At 72.6% G+C, this 15,490-nt stretch carries 14 protein-coding genes; 4 read left to right on the forward strand and 10 right to left on the reverse strand.

What is annotated here, in order from left to right; all coding sequences use genetic code 11:
• Nucleotides 1-98: 98 nt before the first annotated feature.
• On the reverse strand, nucleotides 99-1,073 hold the full coding sequence (locus ACFO60_RS31720) for a helix-turn-helix transcriptional regulator (RefSeq protein ID WP_380847754.1): 975 nt from the start codon (nucleotides 1,071-1,073) through the stop codon (nucleotides 99-101).
• Between the two features lie 63 nt (nucleotides 1,074-1,136).
• Between ACFO60_RS31720 and ACFO60_RS31725 the strand changes: the two genes are divergently transcribed.
• The gene (locus tag ACFO60_RS31725) at nucleotides 1,137-2,252 is read left to right on the forward strand and encodes an epoxide hydrolase family protein (protein WP_380847757.1); all 1,116 of its coding nucleotides are present in this window, start codon (nucleotides 1,137-1,139) and stop codon (nucleotides 2,250-2,252) included.
• 140 nt (nucleotides 2,253-2,392) lie between these two features.
• Nucleotides 2,393-3,169 (forward strand): alpha/beta fold hydrolase, encoded by a 777-nt coding sequence (locus ACFO60_RS31730; protein WP_380847760.1) that lies wholly within the window; start codon nucleotides 2,393-2,395, stop codon nucleotides 3,167-3,169.
• A 178-nt stretch (nucleotides 3,170-3,347) separates the two neighbouring features.
• Here ACFO60_RS31730 and ACFO60_RS31735 read toward each other — a convergent pair whose 3' ends face one another.
• A complete protein-coding gene (locus ACFO60_RS31735) occupies nucleotides 3,348-4,091 on the reverse strand; it encodes a TetR/AcrR family transcriptional regulator (RefSeq protein ID WP_380847763.1) in 744 nt (247 codons plus the stop codon).
• A gap of 52 nt (nucleotides 4,092-4,143) precedes the next feature.
• Here ACFO60_RS31735 and ACFO60_RS31740 point away from each other — a divergent pair, with 52 nt between their 5' ends.
• Both ACFO60_RS31740 and ACFO60_RS31745 read left to right on the forward strand, forming a co-directional pair.
• Nucleotides 4,144-4,962 (forward strand): ABC transporter ATP-binding protein, encoded by an 819-nt coding sequence (locus ACFO60_RS31740; RefSeq protein ID WP_380847766.1) that lies wholly within the window; start codon nucleotides 4,144-4,146, stop codon nucleotides 4,960-4,962.
• 3 nt (nucleotides 4,963-4,965) lie between these two features.
• A complete protein-coding gene (locus ACFO60_RS31745; protein WP_380847769.1) occupies nucleotides 4,966-5,721 on the forward strand; it encodes an ABC transporter permease in 756 nt (251 codons plus the stop codon).
• A 49-nt stretch (nucleotides 5,722-5,770) separates the two neighbouring features.
• Here ACFO60_RS31745 and ACFO60_RS31750 read toward each other — a convergent pair whose 3' ends face one another.
• The 8 genes from ACFO60_RS31750 to ACFO60_RS31785 all read right to left on the reverse strand — a co-directional run bounded on the left by ACFO60_RS31750 (nucleotide 5,771) and on the right by ACFO60_RS31785 (nucleotide 15,474).
• Entirely contained in the window at nucleotides 5,771-8,686 is a 2,916-nt protein-coding gene (locus tag ACFO60_RS31750) for a type I polyketide synthase (protein ID WP_380847772.1), read from the reverse strand.
• A 59-nt stretch (nucleotides 8,687-8,745) separates the two neighbouring features.
• The gene (locus ACFO60_RS31755) at nucleotides 8,746-10,500 is read right to left on the reverse strand and encodes a fatty acyl-AMP ligase (protein ID WP_380847775.1); all 1,755 of its coding nucleotides are present in this window, start codon (nucleotides 10,498-10,500) and stop codon (nucleotides 8,746-8,748) included.
• 105 nt (nucleotides 10,501-10,605) lie between these two features.
• Entirely contained in the window at nucleotides 10,606-11,343 is a 738-nt protein-coding gene (locus ACFO60_RS31760) for a 4'-phosphopantetheinyl transferase family protein (RefSeq protein ID WP_380847778.1), read from the reverse strand.
• The gene (locus tag ACFO60_RS31765; RefSeq protein ID WP_380847781.1) at nucleotides 11,334-12,089 is read right to left on the reverse strand and encodes a thioesterase II family protein; all 756 of its coding nucleotides are present in this window, start codon (nucleotides 12,087-12,089) and stop codon (nucleotides 11,334-11,336) included. Before ACFO60_RS31765 ends, ACFO60_RS31760 begins: the two co-directional genes overlap by 10 nt.
• Nucleotides 12,090-12,108: 19 nt before the next feature.
• Entirely contained in the window at nucleotides 12,109-13,161 is a 1,053-nt protein-coding gene (locus ACFO60_RS31770) for an HAD-IIIC family phosphatase (protein ID WP_380847784.1), read from the reverse strand.
• Entirely contained in the window at nucleotides 13,154-14,314 is a 1,161-nt protein-coding gene (locus ACFO60_RS31775) for an acyl-CoA dehydrogenase family protein (RefSeq protein WP_380847787.1), read from the reverse strand. The genes ACFO60_RS31770 and ACFO60_RS31775 overlap by 8 nt, the downstream gene beginning before the upstream one ends.
• Nucleotides 14,315-14,328: 14 nt before the next feature.
• On the reverse strand, nucleotides 14,329-14,574 hold the full coding sequence (locus ACFO60_RS31780; RefSeq protein ID WP_380847790.1) for an acyl carrier protein: 246 nt from the start codon (nucleotides 14,572-14,574) through the stop codon (nucleotides 14,329-14,331).
• Nucleotides 14,575-14,622: 48 nt separating this feature from the next.
• On the reverse strand, nucleotides 14,623-15,474 hold the full coding sequence (locus tag ACFO60_RS31785; RefSeq protein ID WP_380847792.1) for a 3-hydroxyacyl-CoA dehydrogenase family protein: 852 nt from the start codon (nucleotides 15,472-15,474) through the stop codon (nucleotides 14,623-14,625).
• Nucleotides 15,475-15,490: the final 16 nt, after the last annotated feature.

Here is a 15,490-nt window from a genome sequence, read left to right on the forward strand (position 1 = left end):
CGAGAGAGCGCTTTCACACCTGGGCCGCCGGTGACAGGCCGCGTCGGCGGGAACGCCCGCTCTTCAGGGATGTCCGTCTGTGCGAGTTTCCGCGTCCGTCAGTCAGCGGAAGGGGGTGGGGTGGAGCGGGCGTAGCGGGCTGTGAGGGCGCGCAGGTGCTCGACCAGTTCCGGGGGTTCGGTGACCTGGAAGTCCAGGTCGAGCATGCCCAGGTGGACCGCCAGGGTGTGCAGGGTGTCCGCGCCGGTGTGCAGGACGCAGGTGCGCTCGTCCACCGCCTCCACGACGCCGACCGCGGGGTTGATGCGCTCGGACACGACCTCGGCCGCGGCGTGCACCACGACGCGGCACCGGTGGCGCCATGCCGCCGCCGACACCCCGCGTGCGACGTAGGCGGCCGCGCCGCCCTCCGGCGGATCGCGCGGCGGGAAGCGCGGCCCGGTCGGCGTGCGCGGCTCGACGCGATCGACCCTGAACGTGCGCCAGTCCTCGCGCTCGACGTCCCAGGCGACGAGATACCAGCGGCGGCCCCACGAGACGAGCCGATGCGGCTCGACGGTACGTACGCCGGACGACCCGTCGTGCGCGCGATAGTCGAACCGCAGCCGTTCCTGGTCCCGGCAGGCCGACGCGAGCGTGGTCAGCACGCCGGCGTCGACCGTCGGCCCCGGCCGATCCGCCGGCACCGGTTCGACGTACGTCTGCAGCGCGTTGACCCGGCGCCGCAGCCGCGACGGCAGCACCTGCTCTAGCTTGGCGAGCGCGCGTACCGACGTCTCCTCGATGCCCGCCACCGCGCCGCGGGCGGCGGTGCGCAGCCCGACCGCCACGGCCACCGCCTCCTCGTCGTCCAGCAGCAGGGGCGGCATCGCGCTGCCCGCGCCCAGGCGGTAGCCGCCGTCGGTGCCCCGCGTCGCGTTCACCGGATAGCCCAGCTCGCGCAGCCGGTCGACGTCCCGGCGCACGGTCCGCTCGCTCACCCGCAGCCGTTCCGCCAGGTCCGCGCCCGGCCAGTCGCGCCTGGACTGCAACAGCGACAGCATTCGCAGCAGCCGTGCGGAGGTCTCCAGCATGCTTCCCAGTCTGCCGGTCCTTCAGGACAGAAGTTGACCGGAAGGGTATGTATTGTTCTTTTCATGAGCGAGAACACCGAGATCAAGCCCTTCCTGATCGACATCCCCCAGGCCCGGCTGGACGACCTGAACGACCGGCTCGACCGCACGCTGTGGCCGGACGAGATCCCGGGCGCCGGATGGGACTACGGAGTTCCGGTGGAGTACGTGAAGGGCCTCGCCGAGTACTGGCGCCACGGATACGACTGGCGCGCGCAGGAGGCGAAGATCAACCGGTACCCGCAGTTCACCACCGAGATCGACGGGCAGAACATCCACTTCCTGCACGTCCGCTCGCGGCACGAGAACGCCCTGCCGCTGATCCTCACCCACGGCTGGCCCGGCTCGATCGTCGAGTACCTGAACATCATCGATCTGCTCACCGACCCGGAGGACCCGGCGCGGGCGTTCCACGTGGTGATTCCCTCGCTGCCCGGCTTCGGCTTCTCGGGGCCGACCAAGGAGCGGGGCTGGAACCGGTACCGCACCGCCAGGGCATGGGCGGAGCTGATGCGGCGGCTCGGCTACGACCGCTACGGCGCGGCCGGCAACGACGGCGGCTCGTTCGTCAGCCCCGAACTGGGCCGGGTGGCCCCCGAGCATGTCGCCGGCGTGCACGTCACGCAGGTCTACTCCTTCCCCTCGGGCGACCCGGCCGAGTTCGAGAAGGTCACCCCCGAGGAGCACAAGGCGCTGGAAGTGCTGCAGTGGTTCTACGACAACAAGATGTCGTTCAACACGCTGCTCTCCCAGCAGCCGCAGACGCTGTCGTACGCGATCTACGACTCACCGGTCGGGCTGCTGGGCTGGAACTCCCAGCTCTTCGGCGACGCCGCCGACCTCGACGCCGACTTCGTGCTGACCAACACGATGCTCTACTGGCTGACCGGCACCGCGACGTCCGCCACCCGGTTCTACTACGAGGACGCCCGCGCCGAGCACCCCAAGGAGCCGACCACCGTCCCCCTCGGCCTGGCGATGTTCGAGGGCGACTTCGTCTCCATGCGCACCTTCGCCGACCGCGACCACACGAACATCGTCCACTGGAAGTCCTACGACCGAGGCGGCCACTACGCCGCCCACATCGTCCCCGACGTCCTCGCCGCCGACCTGCGCGACTTCTTCGCCCAGGTCCGCTGACCCCCGTCGCCACGCCGGGCTCCCGACCACCTCCGCCATACGGCGAACGGGCGGGAGCTCTGCTACGACCGATGCGACTCCGAGTAAGGCGGGCGCCGCTGCGTGCATGGTCAGGGCGTGGTTGTGCCAGCATGGCCGGTATGACGATCTTTGTCCACGAGGCGGGCCCCGCCGACGCACCGGTGGTGGTGCTTCTGCACGGCGTGGGAACCAGTGGCTGGATGTGGACCAAGCAGGTCCTCGATCTGGCCGCGGACACGCGTGTCCTGGTCCCCGATCTGCCGGGGCATGGGAGGAGCAACGCTCTCCCGTGGGTCTCGATCGCCGACACCGCCCGCCTGGTGGCCGAGGTGATCGCCTCGCGGGCGCCGGAGGGAAGGGCGCACGTCGTGGGGCTCTCCCTGGGCGGTTACGTCGGCGCGCACCTGGCCGCCACCGCGCCCGAGGCGGTGACCGGAGCGATCGTGAGCGGGGTGAATGTTCTGCCGTTCCCCAACCCGGGCAGGCTGCGGCTCATGGGCACGCTGATAGCGCCGGTCATGAAGTGGGGGCCGGTGCTTCGGGCCAACGCCCGCGCGCTCAACGTCCCCGCGGAGGACATCGACGGCTACCAGAGTGCCGCGCGGGCCACCACCCGGCAGGCATTCCGCAAGGTGAACGACGAGGCCCTCGGCTTCAGGCTTCCGGCCCAGGCGAAGGAGTCCCCGTGTCCGGTCCTGGCGGTGGCAGGCGGGAACGAACACGATCTCACCAAGCGCTCTGTGGCCGACATCGCCGCCGCGTTTCCGGCGGGCGAGGCCCGCCTGGCCCCCGGGGTAGGCCATGCGTGGAACGGTGAGAAGCCCGGACTGTTCACGGCAATGATCCGTTCCAGGGTCACGGGCGACCCGCTGCCCGAAGAACTCATCCCCGTGTGACCGCTCACTGAGGGACTGCCTCCAATGACGCTTCTTACCGGGAAATGCTGCGAATATAGCGGTCAGAGCGATGTCATATGAGTTCGTACGCGCACAGCAGGTCCCCGCTCCCACACCGGAGGTCCTGCCAGGCCCGGACGGCGTTGCCAGGATGATTTCAGGGAGATCGTCCTCACGGTCATCGCACAGGATCTGGGCGACTCCCGGCTCCGGAACTCCGCGATAGCCGCTCGGCGTCCGGGCGTCCCGGTGGCCGGCTCGGTCGCGGCTCGGCGATCGGCTCCCGGCGGTCGCGGGCGGCCAGGGCCGCCACGATGTCGAGGAAGCCGTCGAGGTCGGCCTGGTACTCCGCGTCCCAGTCCACCGGGGCGTCCAGATGCTCCGCCAGCAGCTGATGAGCCGGCAGCAGGTCCGGATGCAGCTGGGCGCGGCGGCTGCGGGTGTCCAGCGAGCCCTCGGAGAACCGGCCGCCGACCTCCGAGATCGCGTACCCGATGATGAAGGTGCTGATCATCCGCTCCATCCTGGGCACCCGCGCCGGTTCGACACCGGCACGCAGCAACGCGTCGAACAGCAGGTCGATGACCATGATCGCGGACGGGCTCACGGCCGGACGGGTGAACAGCAGCGGGACGACGGTGGGGTACCGGCGCGCCACGGAACGGACCTCTGCGGCCAGATGCAGGATCGTCTCCCGCCAGCCGAGACCGGTCGCCGGCCGGGAGATCTCGGCGAGCATGCGGCCGATGACGGCGTCCAGCAGCTCGTCCTTGTTGCGGAAGTACCCGTAGAGCGCCATCGGCGTCAGCCCGAGGCGGGCGGCGACCGCGCGCATCGACACCGCCTTGATGCCCTGCTCGGCCGCGACGAGCAGGGCGGCATCGACGATCTCGGCGCGGCGCGAGTCCTTGAGCTTCCGCATCGTCTCAGTCTACACTGTAGACTGCTATACGGCGTAGACCGAGGAGGTCTCGATGCTCCAGGCGGCCGGCCTGACGAAGCGCTACGGCGATGTACGCGCCCTCGACGGATTCACACTCGGCGTGGAGCCGGGTGAGATCGTCGGCCTGGTCGGGCACAACGGCGCAGGGAAGACGACCTTCGTGGAGATCGTTTGCGGTCTCGTCCGCGCCGACGCCGGCACGGTGACGATCGGCGGCCAGGCGCCGCGCGCCGCCCGGGGCGATCTCGGGGTGGCCCCGCAGCACATCGCGCTCTATCCCGGTGCGAGCGCCCGGGAGCATCTCACGCTCTACGGCCGGCTGGCCGGGTTGCGCCGGTCGGCGCTCGCGGCGGCGATGGACGAGGTCGTCGAGGCGATGCTGCTCGCGGACCTCCTCGACCGGCGCGCCGGGTTGCTGTCCGGCGGGCAGCAGCGGCGGATCCAGGCCGCGATCGCACTCCTGCACCGGCCCGGTCTTCTCCTGCTCGACGAGCCGACCGCCGGCGCGGACCCGCAGACCCGCCAATCGCTGCTGGCCGCCGTGCGGCGGCGCGCCGCCGCCGGAGCCGCGGTCGTGTACACCACGCACTACCTGCCCGAGCTCGCCGAACTCGGCGCCACCCTCGCGGTCGCGCAGGGCGGACGGATCATCGCCCGCGGGACCAGCGAGGAGCTGCTCAGCGGCCTGGCCGACGAGGTCCGCGTGCACATCGACGACAAGGAGCTCCGGATGCGCACCAACGACGCCGCCAAGACCCTGGTCGATCTGCTGAGCGGGCCACACGGCTCGGTGCACAGCATCGACATACGCAAGGCCTCCATTGACGACCTCTACCGTTCGCTGGCGTGACCGATGCTCGCCGAATCCCTGTACCGGATGTTCGCCCTCGCGCGGATCAACTGGACCCTGCGGCTGCGTGACCCCGGCCAGTTCATCAGCTACCTGCTGATGCCGATGATCCTCATGCTCGTGCTCAAGCCGATCTACAACCGTGCGTTCTCCGGCGGCACGACGCAGGTGGCGACCGGAATGCTGGTGATCTTCTCGACGCTGGCGCTGGCCATCGTCGGCACCGCGACGCTCACGGAACGGACCTGGCACACCTGGGACCGGCTACGGTCCACCCGCGTCACCACCGCCGAACTGCTGCTCGGCAAGGCGCTGCCGATCTTCCTGCTCCTGCTCACGCAGCAGGCGATCCTGCTGGCCTACGGCATGCTGGTGATCGGGGTGCGTCCGGCCGGGAACGCGTGGCTGGTGGCGCTCGCGGTGCCCACCTGGGGCGCGACGCTGCTCGCCATCGGCACGGCGATCGCGGCCACGGTCCGCAGCCACGGCGAGCTGAGCGCGATCTGCGACATCGGCGCGTTGACGCTGACCACGCTGGGCGGCGCGTTCGTCCCCGTCGACATGTTCCCCGGGTGGTTGCAGGTGGTGGCACCGGTGTCGCCGGGTTACTGGGCCCTGTCCATGCTGCAGGCGGCGCTGCGCGGGGACGTGCCGGGAACGCTGGTCCCGGCCGCCGTGCTGCTGACGGCCGGCGTCGCCGCCGGTGCCTACGCCGTCTGGCGGCTGGGCCGCGGCCTCGGCCGCACGACGGCGCTCTAGGTGGCAGGACGGGCGGGGCGCGGCCTCAGCGGGTGGGCGTCGCGGCCGCTCAGCGCCTTCTGGCCCGCAGGCTCTGCTTGCGGCGGTCGGCGCGGGCCTGCCGGTCCGCGCCCGGCTCCGCCTCGTCGGCCTCGTCGAGGCCCGGCACCGGCGGGGCACCGGCAGAGGCGGCCGGGCGCGGCGCGGAGTCGTACGAGGCCTCCGGCTCCTCCTTCGGCGAGGTGAGGGCGGCGGCCGGTCCGGTGGCGGCATCTCGCCGCGCCTCCAGCCAGAACGGCCGGCGTTCGAAGGGGTAGGTCGGCAGCGGCACCCGGCCCGGCAGCGCCGCACCACCGTCAGCCCGGTCCGCACCTTCATCGCCCCACGCCGCACCGCCGTCGGCCCCCGCCGCGCCTTCAGCGCCCCGCGCCGTGCCGTCGTGGCCCCGCACCGCACCTTCAGCGCCCCGCGCCGCGCCGCCGCGGCCGTGGTAGGCGGGCCAGTCGACGTGCACGCCTGCGAGCCACATGCGCCCGAGCGCCTCGGCGAGCACCTCGTCGTCGGGCCTGCCCTCCGCGGCCGCGGGCTGCGTGGGCACGATGAGAGACCTGCGGTCCTCCCCGCACGCCGGGTGGGCGCGCACCAGGGCGCCCAGCGACCGGCCGGGTCCGATCTCCACGAAACAGGTGTCGGGGTCGGACAGCGCCGCGGCCACCGCATCGGCGAAGCGGACGGTGGCGCACATGTGCGCGGCCCAGTATCCGGGGTCGGTGACCAGGTCGGCGGTGGCGAGGGCACCGGTGACGTTCGACAGGTAGGGCAGGGCCGGCGGGTGCGGCGTCACCGACGCGGCGGCCCACGCGGTGAGCTCGTCACGGACGCCGTCGAGCATGGCGCCGGCCGGCCGCGCCGCGATCAGGCCCGCCCGGTACGCCACCAGCCGCAGCGCGTCGGCCAGGGACAGCACGCCGGACAGGCAGGCGGCCACGTACTCGCCGACGTCGTAGCCGATCATGCCGCTGGGCGTGACGCCCCAGTCCATGAGCGTGCGGGCCAGCGCGTACCCGGCGACGAAAACGGCCGGCTGGGCCACCTCGGCGCGGCGCGGCGGCATCGCGCGCGGGTCCTGCTCCGCCTCGGTACGGCGCGAGGGCGCCTCGCGCGGGTCCTGCTCCGGCTCGATCCCGCGCGGTGCCAGCGACGCGGCCTCCGGGCCGGACGGTCGCGGCGGCGTGAGCAGCAGCGACCGGACGCCGGCGGCGAGCGGCTCGCCGAGCAGCGCGCGGCATTCGTCGACGTGCGCGCGGAACACCGGTTCGGTCTCGTAGAGGCCGGCGACCATGCCGGGGAACCGCTCGCCCTCGCCGGCGATGAGGAAGGTGACCGGGCGGGCGCGCCGGCACTCGTGACGGGTGCGGGCCGGCGCGCCTCTGGCGGGTTCGCCGCGCAGCAGAGCCGCGGCCTGCGCGGTCGACGCCGCGACCAGGACCCGCCGGTGGTCGAACACCCGGCGTCCTGCCTGCAGCGTGAACGCGACGTCGGCCAGGCGCGGGGCCCGCTCGTCCAGGTGCCGGGCCAGCCGGGCGCAGGACCGCTCGAGCGCGGCCTCCGAGCGGGCCGACACCGGCAGCACGTGGTGGCGGCGCGGGCCCGGCGGACGCTCGGGCGCCGGCGGGGCCTCCTGCACGACGACGTGGGCGTTGGTGCCGCCGGTGCCGAGGCTGTTGACGCCGGCGATGCGCGGCCGGCCGGCCGCCCGGGGCCAGGGCACCGGGTCGGCGCTGACCCGGAACGGCCCGCCCGCGAAATCGATGTTCGGGTTGGGGGTGCGGAAGTGCAGGGTCGGCGGGATGACCTCTTCGCGCAGCGCCATGATGACCTTGATGAGCCCGGTGACGCCGGAGGCCCGGTCGAGGTGCCCGACGTTGGTCTTGACCGAGCCGAGCACGCAGGACCGCCGCCGCGCGAGGCCGCCGAAGGCCTGGGTCAGCGCCGCCACCTCGATCGGGTCGCCGAGTTCGGTGGCGGCCCCGTGGGCCTCGACGTAGCCGATCTCGTCGGCGCGCACACCCGCGTTGGCCAGCGCCGCCGAGACCGCCGCGGCCTGCCCCTCCATGCTCGGCGCGGCGAACCCGAACCTCATCGTGCCGTCGTTGTTCACGGCCGAACCGCGGATGAGCGCCAGCACCGTGTCACCGTCGGCGAGCGCCGCCCGCGCCGGTTTGAGCAGCACCACCGCCACCCCGTCGCCGTACATGGTGCCGCGGACGCCGGCGTCGAAGGTGCGTACGTGCCCGTCCGGAGACGCGAGGCCGCCCGGCGCGTACAGGTGCCCCACCGTGTCCGGCACCCGTACCGACACCCCGCCGGCCAGGACGAGCTCGCAGTCCCCTGCGCGCAGCGACTGGCAGGCCAGGTGCACCCCGACCAGCGACGTCGAGCAGAACGTCTGCACCGAGACGCTGGGCCCGGTCAGGTTCAGCTTGTACGACACCATGGTGGACAGCGCGTCCTTGTCGTTTCCGACGACCACCTCGAAGGAGCCGGCGCCCAGGTCCTGCTCGAACTGGGCGCCGCGCTCCAGCATGTAGGTGCTCAGGTTGGCCCCGGCGAAGACGCCGACCCGGCCGCGCGTCTCCGGGTCCGGGTAGCCGGCGACCTCCAGCGCCTCCCAGGCGCACTCGAGGAACAGCCGCTGCTGTGGATCGGCGATGGTGGCCTCGCGGGGGCTGAACCGGAAGAATTCGGCGTCGAACCCGCGTACGTCGTCGAGCACCGGCCGGGCGGGCACGTACGCCGGGTCGTCGGCCAGGGCCGGGGCGACTCCGCTCGCCAGCAGCTCCTCCCGGCCGAACCGGCGGATCGACTCGGTCCCCGAGGCGATGTTCGTCCAGAACGTCGCCACGTCGCGGGCCCCGGGGAAGCGGCCGGACATGCCGATGACCGCGATGTCGGTGTCCCGGACCTGGTCGTCGGTGACTGCCATGGTGCCTTGACCTCCAGGGGTGTCTGTCGCTGGTGGGACGGGCGGGCCGGGCGGCGGCGTCACCGCCGGGCGGCGCCGACCGGCTCGGGCAGCAGGGCCGACAGCCGCGGCGGGAGTTCCTCGTGCACCGGGGTGAACTCCCGCGCCAGGAACATGTCCCGGCAGCCGCGCCTGCGGACCTTGCCGCTGGTGGTGCGCGGCACGCCGGAGGCGATCAGGACGATGCCGGGCAAGGACAGGTCGAACGTCCGCACGATCGCCTGGCGCACCTGCAGCGCGAGTTCCCGCGCGGGCAGGCCGCGCAGCTGCGGGACGCTGATCTCCTGCACGATCACCACGTGCTCCGGATCGGTGCCGGCCGCGAACGCCGCGCCGATCCTGCCCCGCAGCGCCGGGTGCACCGACTCGACGACCTGCTCGACGTCCTGCGGGTAGATGTTGCGGCCGTTGACGATGATGACGTCCTTGAGCCGGCCGGTGACGTAGAGGTAGCCGTCCATCAGGAAGCCCAGGTCACCGGTGCGCAGGAACGGGCCTTCGCCGTCGATGGTGTGCGCCCCGAAGGTCTCGCGCGTCTCGCCGGGCTTGTTCCAGTAGCCCCGGGCGATGCTGGCGCCGCGCGTCCAGATCTCACCGACGGCGCGCTCGGCGAGCACCCGCCGCGTCCTCGGGTCCACGATGCGCACCTGCTGTTCGATCGGCCTGCCGCTGCTGACCAGGACCGTGCCGGCCCCGGCGGGGGCCGGCACGATCTCGTGGCGGGCCAGCGCCTCCCGGTCCACCTCGCAGGTGACCGCGGCGCGCTCGTATGGTGTCGCGCTCACCGCGAGCGTCGCCTCGGCGAGGCCGAATCCGGGCTTGACGGCCTCGGGGCGCAGTCCCGACGCCGCGAAGCGGCGGGTGAAGTCCGCTATCGTCTGGGCGCGGATCGGCTCGGCGCCGTTGACACAGGTGCGCAGCGTTCTCAGGTCCAGTTCGCGCAGTTGCTCGTCGGTGACCCGGCGCAGGCACAGGTCGTAGGCGAAGTCCGGGGCGAAGGTGTTGGTGGCCCGGTGCCGGGTCATCGCCTGCAGCCAGTGCACCGGCCGCTTGATGAAGTGGGTGGGGGTCATCAGCACGGAGGCTCCGCCGACGAACATCGGCGCGAGCAGCCCGCCCATCAGACCCATGTCGTGGAAGTGCGGCAGCCAGCTGACCATGACCGTGCCGTCGTCCATGGCGCAGGCCGTGGTCAGCTCCCGCTCGTTGGCCAGCAGGTTGGCGTGGGTGACGACCACGCCCTTGGGTTCGCTGGTGGAACCGGAGGTGTACTGCAGGAACGCGACCGTTTCCGGTCCCACGCCCTCGGGCATGCGCCACCGCGCGGCGTCGCCCAGCGGTGCGGCGTCGGTGACGACGCAGTCGAGCGCGTCGAAGCGGCCGTCCTCGCGCAGCAGTTCGGTGACGCCGGGCGCGCTCTGCTCGGCGGTGAGCACCAGGCGCACGTCGGCGTCGATCATGATTCCTGAGATGCGCGTCATGCTGCGGCTGTCGTGCGGCATCGGCGCGGGCACCGGGATCATGCCCGCGTACAGGCTGCCGAGGAACGCGACGAGGAACTCGGCGCCGCTCGGGTAGACCAGCAGCACCCGGCTGCCGGCGGCCAGCCGCCGGGCCAGCCCGTCGGCCACCTGCCTGGCCCGCTCGTCGATCTCGCGGTAGCCGGTGCGCTCCTCCACCACCCCGGTGCGGGTCTCCCGGACGACCGTGTAGTGGCGTCGGTCGGCGTACCGCTCCAGCATCGCTCGGACATGGTGGACAAAGCTCGTGGACATCGGCTTCTCCTTGTCGGGGGAGCCCAGGCCCGGCCCGCGTACGGCCGGTAGGGCCGGAAGACGTCTTAGGCGTACCGGTCGGAACAGTTCAGGGTCGTCCATCGCTCACCCTCCATCGCACAGGCGTGCTTCGATGTCGCATGTCCGGAGTCCTGCGGGCCCCGGTACCGGGCACAGCACCACCGCCGCGGCGCATCCGGCCCCGACGTCGAGCGGCCACAGCCGGCCCGTCGAGCGCGGGTCGGCGCCCAGGCGCACGGTGCCGGGCCGCACCACGACGTCGCGCAGCCGGGCGATGCCGACGCCCAGGGCCTTGAGGTAGGCCTCCTTGGCCGTCCACAGGCGCAGGAACCGGTCGGCGCGGTCCTCGCCCCGGGCGGCGGCGACCCGGTCCGCCTCCACCGCCGGGAACATGGACCGCGCGACCGCGGCGTAGTCGACCAGTGCGGAGCCGTGCTCGACGTCGACGCCGACGCGTCCCGCGCCCCGCCACAGGGCGATCAACGCGACGTCGCCGCTGTGGGAGAGGTTGAAGTCGAGCGGGCGGGCGCCGGGGCCGTCGCGCGGCGCGAGGCTCGGCCTGCCCGCCTTCGACGTGGCCAGCCGCAGCTCCCGGGGATGTACGCGGCCGGCCCGGCCGAGCACGGTGCGCAGCGCGGCGCGCGCCACCACGTACCGGCGCCGGTCCTCGACCCGGGCGAAGCACCCGGCCCTGGCCCGCTCGTCCGGGCTGAGCAGCGACCAGGCGCGCCGGCGGGCGGCCATGTCCTCCATGTCCTGGTCCAGCGGCACCCGCCACAGGCGCAGGCCCTGGGCCGGCGATGGCAGGACGGTCAGCTCCACGGCGCGAGCTCCCCGGCGATCAGCGCGGTCACCCGCGGGGCCTGTTCCAGCACGGCGAAATGGCCGCCGCGCAGCGTGTGCCGGCGGAAGTCCGCGCGGGTGCGCGCACCCCACGCGGCGACGTCGGCGACGGAGGCGCGGGCGTCGGCGGTGGCGGCGAACGCGGTGATCGGCACGTCCAGCGGCGCGTGCGAGGCGTAGCGGTGGCTCTCGTTGACGGCGAAGTCGGCGCGCAGCACCGGCGCCATCAGCGCGAGCACCTTGCGGTCGCCGAGCAGCTCTCGCGGGGTGCCGCCGAGCCGGCACAGCAGGTCGGCCAGCTCGTCGAGGGAGGCGCCGGCCAGCGGGGGGAGGGTCTCGGCGAGCTGCGGGGCCTTGCGTCCGGACACGAACAGCCGCGCCGGCGGCGGACAGCCCCGCTCGATCAGCTCCCGCACCAGCTCGTACGCCAGCAGTGCGCCGAGGCTGTGCCCGAACACGGCGTACGGGTGGTCCAGCGTGGGCGCGACCTCGCCGGCGAGGTCCGTCACCAGCGCCCGGCAGTCGTGGTACGGCCGCTCCCCCAGCCGGGTCTCCCGTCCGGGGAGCTGCACCGGCGCCGCGCCGATCCAGCTCGGCAGCCCCGCGCCCCACTGCCGGTACGCCGAGGCGCCGGCCCCGGCGTGCGGCAGGCACAGCAACCGCAGGCGGGCTCCGGCGGCCACCGGATAGGGAAGCCACCGGCCGGCCCTGAGGTGTACGGACACCGTCGCGTCTCCCGCCCGGTCAGCCGGTGAGCAGGGTGACGGTGGACGGCAGGGGCGGGATCGCCTCAAGGTCGGCCCGCAGCGTCACCTGCCGGTCGTCGCGGTCGATCTCGCGGAACCCGGCGAAGGCGTAGGCGATCTGCATCATCCGGTTGCGGCCGGTCTCGACCAGATCGGCGTGCAGTTCCACGCCGGCGTCGCGAGCCTGGCGCAGAAGGTGGTTGAGCACGATCGTGCCGACGCCGCGCGACATCACCCGGCACGACATCAGCAGCAGGCGCAGGCGCCAGATCTTCTCCGAGGTCTCGACGAGGACCAGCCCGATCTTGCCGTAGGAGCCGAACCGGTCGTCCAGGGTGACCACGTACAGCAGGTGGTCGCCGGAGGTGCGCAGCTTGTCGAGGTCGTCATAGGAGTAGGTGCGGCCGGTCGAGTTGAGCTGGTTGGTGCGGACGGTGAGCTCCTCGGCGCGCTGGAGATCGTCACGTGCGGCGGTCTCGATGCGGACGACCAGCTTGAGCTGGGCGAGGAACTCCTCGCTGGTGCCGACGAAGCGCTCCTCCTCGTCGTCGCGGCTGATCTGGCCGAGGTACATCTCGCGGCGCAGCCGCGACTCGTCGGTGACGAACCGGGGCCGGAACTCCGGCGTCCGCAGCGCCTCGGCGAGGTCGGCCGGGTCCACGCAGACGACCTGCGGGCAGGCCGCGGCCACCTCGGCCCGTTCGAACTCCTGGTCATCGACGAAGGCGATCGCGTCGAGCCCGATGTTGAGCTTCTTGGCGATCCGCCGGACCGAGTGCGACTTGGCGTTCCACCCGATCTGCGGGTGAAGGAAGAAGTCGGCGAGGCCTGCCTTCTCGAGCTGTTCCCAGGCCGCCTCGTGCTCGTTCTTGCTCGCGATGGAGTGCAGGATGCCGAGCCCGTCGAGCGCGTGGATCGCGTCGGCGACCTCCTGCCTGACCGTCACCGTGCCGTCCTCGAGCAGCACGCCGTCCCACAGCGTGTGGTCGAGGTCCCAGACCACGCACTTGACCCGGCCGCGGCGCTTCTCCTCGAACAGTTCGTCACCCATGAGAGGTCTCCCTGTATGCGTCGGCGGCGATCGTGATCCGCTGGATCTCGTTGCTGCCCTCGATGATCTCCATGACCTTGGCGTCGCGGTACAGCCGCTCCACGGGGTGTCCGGGGCCGCAGCCGGCGGCGCCGTGGATCTGCACGGCCTCGGCGGCGTGCCGGGCGGCCGCGACGGAGGCGAAGTACTTCGCGACCCAGGTGGCCATGAGCGTGCCGGCGTCGCCCCGGTCCTTGAGCCGCCCCGCCTCCTCGTAGAGCAGCCGCGCGGCGCGGGTGTCGGTGACCATGTCGGACACCTTCGCCTGGATGAGTTGCAGGTCGCGCAGCGGTCCGGAGCTCACCTCGCGCCGGGCGGTGTAGCGGGCGCAGGCGTCCAGGCAGGCCTGCAGGATGCCCACCGATCCGGCGGCGACGCTGTAGCGGCCCAGGTCCAGCACGCCGGTCATGACCATGCCGGCGGCGAAGCCGTCCGGGCCGACCAGGGCGTCGGGTCCGGCCTGCGCGCCGTCGAAGGTGATCTCGGCGAGCATGCTGCCGCGGGTGCCGAGCATGCCGTGGATCGGGGTCACGGTCACGCCCGGGGCGTCGCGCGGCACCAGGAACGCGCCGATGCCGCTGCCGGTCCGCGCGAACACCAGGAACAGATCGGCGCGCTGGCCTCCGGTGATCCACTTCTTGACGCCGTCGACGACCCAGCCCCGCGCTCCGCGGGTCGCCCGGGCGGTCAGGTTCGCGGCGTCGCTGCCGGCGCCCGGCTCGGACAGGCAGAACGCGCCCAGCACCGTTCCCGCGGCGAGCGGCGGCAGCCACCGCCGCCTCTGCTCCGGGCCGCCGAAGCGCAGCACGGCCCAGGACACCATCCCGTGCACGGTCAGCAGGCTGCGCACCGACGAGCAGGCACGGCCCACCTCCTCGTGAACGTGGCCCACGGTCAGCATCGAGGCACCCCGGCCGCCGTACTCGACCGGCAGGAACGGCGCCCACAGCCCCGCCGCGCCGATCTGGTCGAGCGTCTCCTGCGGGACGCGGCCGTCCTGGTCGAACCGGCCGGCCAGCGGCGCCACGTGGGTCTGCGCGAAGCGCCGTGCCGCGGCCCGGTCCACGGCCGGGGCCAGGTCGAGGGCGGGGGGCTCGGTCAGCGAGGAGGTCATCGCCGTGTCCGCCGTCAGACCGTCGCCGTCTGGCGGCCGACCAGCGCGGCGATCGAGTCGATGGTGCGGAAGTTGTCGATGCGCAGCTCCTCGTTGGGCACCGTGAAGCCGAACGTCTTCTCCACGAACATGACCAGCTCGGTCGCGAACAGCGAGTTCACGAAGCCGAGCGAGAAGATGTCCTGGTCGTGGGCGAACTCCACCTGCGGGTAGCGCTGGTGGACGAAGGCGGCGATGGTCGTGGTGTCGTGGTCGGACATGGTGTCCCTCCCGGTGGTGGTTGCGGCCGGACCGAACTGCCCGGCCGGTCAGGCGGAGGTGCCGTAGTCGTAGAAGCCGCGGCCGGACTTGCGTCCGTGCAGGCCGGCGTCGGTCATGGTGCGCAGCAGCGGGCAGGGCCGGTACTTGCCGTCGTTGTAGTGCTCGTACAGCACCTCGACGCTGTAGAGGATGGTGTCGACGCCGATCAGGTCGGCGGTCTCCAGCGGCCCCATCGGGTGGCCGAAGCAGCTGCGGAAGACCTCGTCCACGGCCTCGGCGGTGGCGACGCCCTCGTGCACCAGGAACGCGGCCTCGTTCACGGTCAGCATCAGCACCCGGTTGGAGATGAAGCCGCAGGCGTCCTTGACGTCGACCGCCTTCTTGCCCATCGCGCCGAGCAGCTCGCGGGTGCGCCGCACCGTCTCGGCCGAGGTGTGGTGGCCCGGGATGAGCTCCACCGCCGGCTTCATCGGCACCGGGTTCATGAAGTGCACGCCGATCACCTGGTCCGGCCGGCCGGTCACCGAGGCCACCTTCGTGATCGGCAGCGCGGAGGTGTTGACCACGAACACGGTCTCCGGCTTGCAGATCTGGTCCATCTCCCGGTAGAGCTCGCGCTTGAGCTCCCAGTTCTCCGTGATGTTCTCGATCACGAAGTCGGTCTCGGCCAGGGCCCCGGGACCGACCGCGGTGGTGATCGACGCCAGCACGGCGGCGGCGTCCACGGCCGGGCCGCCGAGCAGCCGGCTCATCCGCGCCTGCGTCTCGATCTTCCGCAACGCCGTGTCGAGCGCCTGCCGGTCCTTGTCGATGAGGACCACCTGGTGCCCGGTCTGTGCGAGGTTCTGGGCCACGCCGGCGCCCATGACGCCGGCTCCGGCGACACCGATCACGCTCATGGTCAACGTTCTCCTC

Origin of the sequence: Sphaerisporangium dianthi (assembly GCF_042654065.1) — a bacterium.
GTDB classification, from domain to species: domain Bacteria; phylum Actinomycetota; class Actinomycetes; order Streptosporangiales; family Streptosporangiaceae; genus Sphaerisporangium; species Sphaerisporangium dianthi.

Excerpts from the sequence above, each read along its gene's own strand:
- ACFO60_RS31720 (WP_380847754.1), bottom strand. The coding sequence starts at position 1,073 with ATGCTGGAGACCTCCGCACGGCTGCTGCGAATGCTGTCGCTGTTGCAG.
- ACFO60_RS31725 (WP_380847757.1), top strand. The coding sequence starts at position 1,137 with ATGAGCGAGAACACCGAGATCAAGCCCTTCCTGATCGACATCCCCCAG.
- ACFO60_RS31730 (WP_380847760.1), top strand. The coding sequence starts at position 2,393 with ATGACGATCTTTGTCCACGAGGCGGGCCCCGCCGACGCACCGGTGGTG.
- ACFO60_RS31735 (WP_380847763.1), bottom strand. The coding sequence starts at position 4,091 with ATGCGGAAGCTCAAGGACTCGCGCCGCGCCGAGATCGTCGATGCCGCC.
- ACFO60_RS31740 (WP_380847766.1), top strand. The coding sequence starts at position 4,144 with ATGCTCCAGGCGGCCGGCCTGACGAAGCGCTACGGCGATGTACGCGCC.
- ACFO60_RS31745 (WP_380847769.1), top strand. The coding sequence starts at position 4,966 with ATGCTCGCCGAATCCCTGTACCGGATGTTCGCCCTCGCGCGGATCAAC.
- ACFO60_RS31750 (WP_380847772.1), bottom strand. The coding sequence starts at position 8,686 with ATGGCAGTCACCGACGACCAGGTCCGGGACACCGACATCGCGGTCATC.
- ACFO60_RS31755 (WP_380847775.1), bottom strand. The coding sequence starts at position 10,500 with ATGTCCACGAGCTTTGTCCACCATGTCCGAGCGATGCTGGAGCGGTAC.
- ACFO60_RS31770 (WP_380847784.1), bottom strand. The coding sequence starts at position 13,161 with ATGGGTGACGAACTGTTCGAGGAGAAGCGCCGCGGCCGGGTCAAGTGC.
- ACFO60_RS31775 (WP_380847787.1), bottom strand. The coding sequence starts at position 14,314 with ATGACCTCCTCGCTGACCGAGCCCCCCGCCCTCGACCTGGCCCCGGCC.
- ACFO60_RS31780 (WP_380847790.1), bottom strand. The coding sequence starts at position 14,574 with ATGTCCGACCACGACACCACGACCATCGCCGCCTTCGTCCACCAGCGC.
- ACFO60_RS31785 (WP_380847792.1), bottom strand. The coding sequence starts at position 15,474 with ATGAGCGTGATCGGTGTCGCCGGAGCCGGCGTCATGGGCGCCGGCGTG.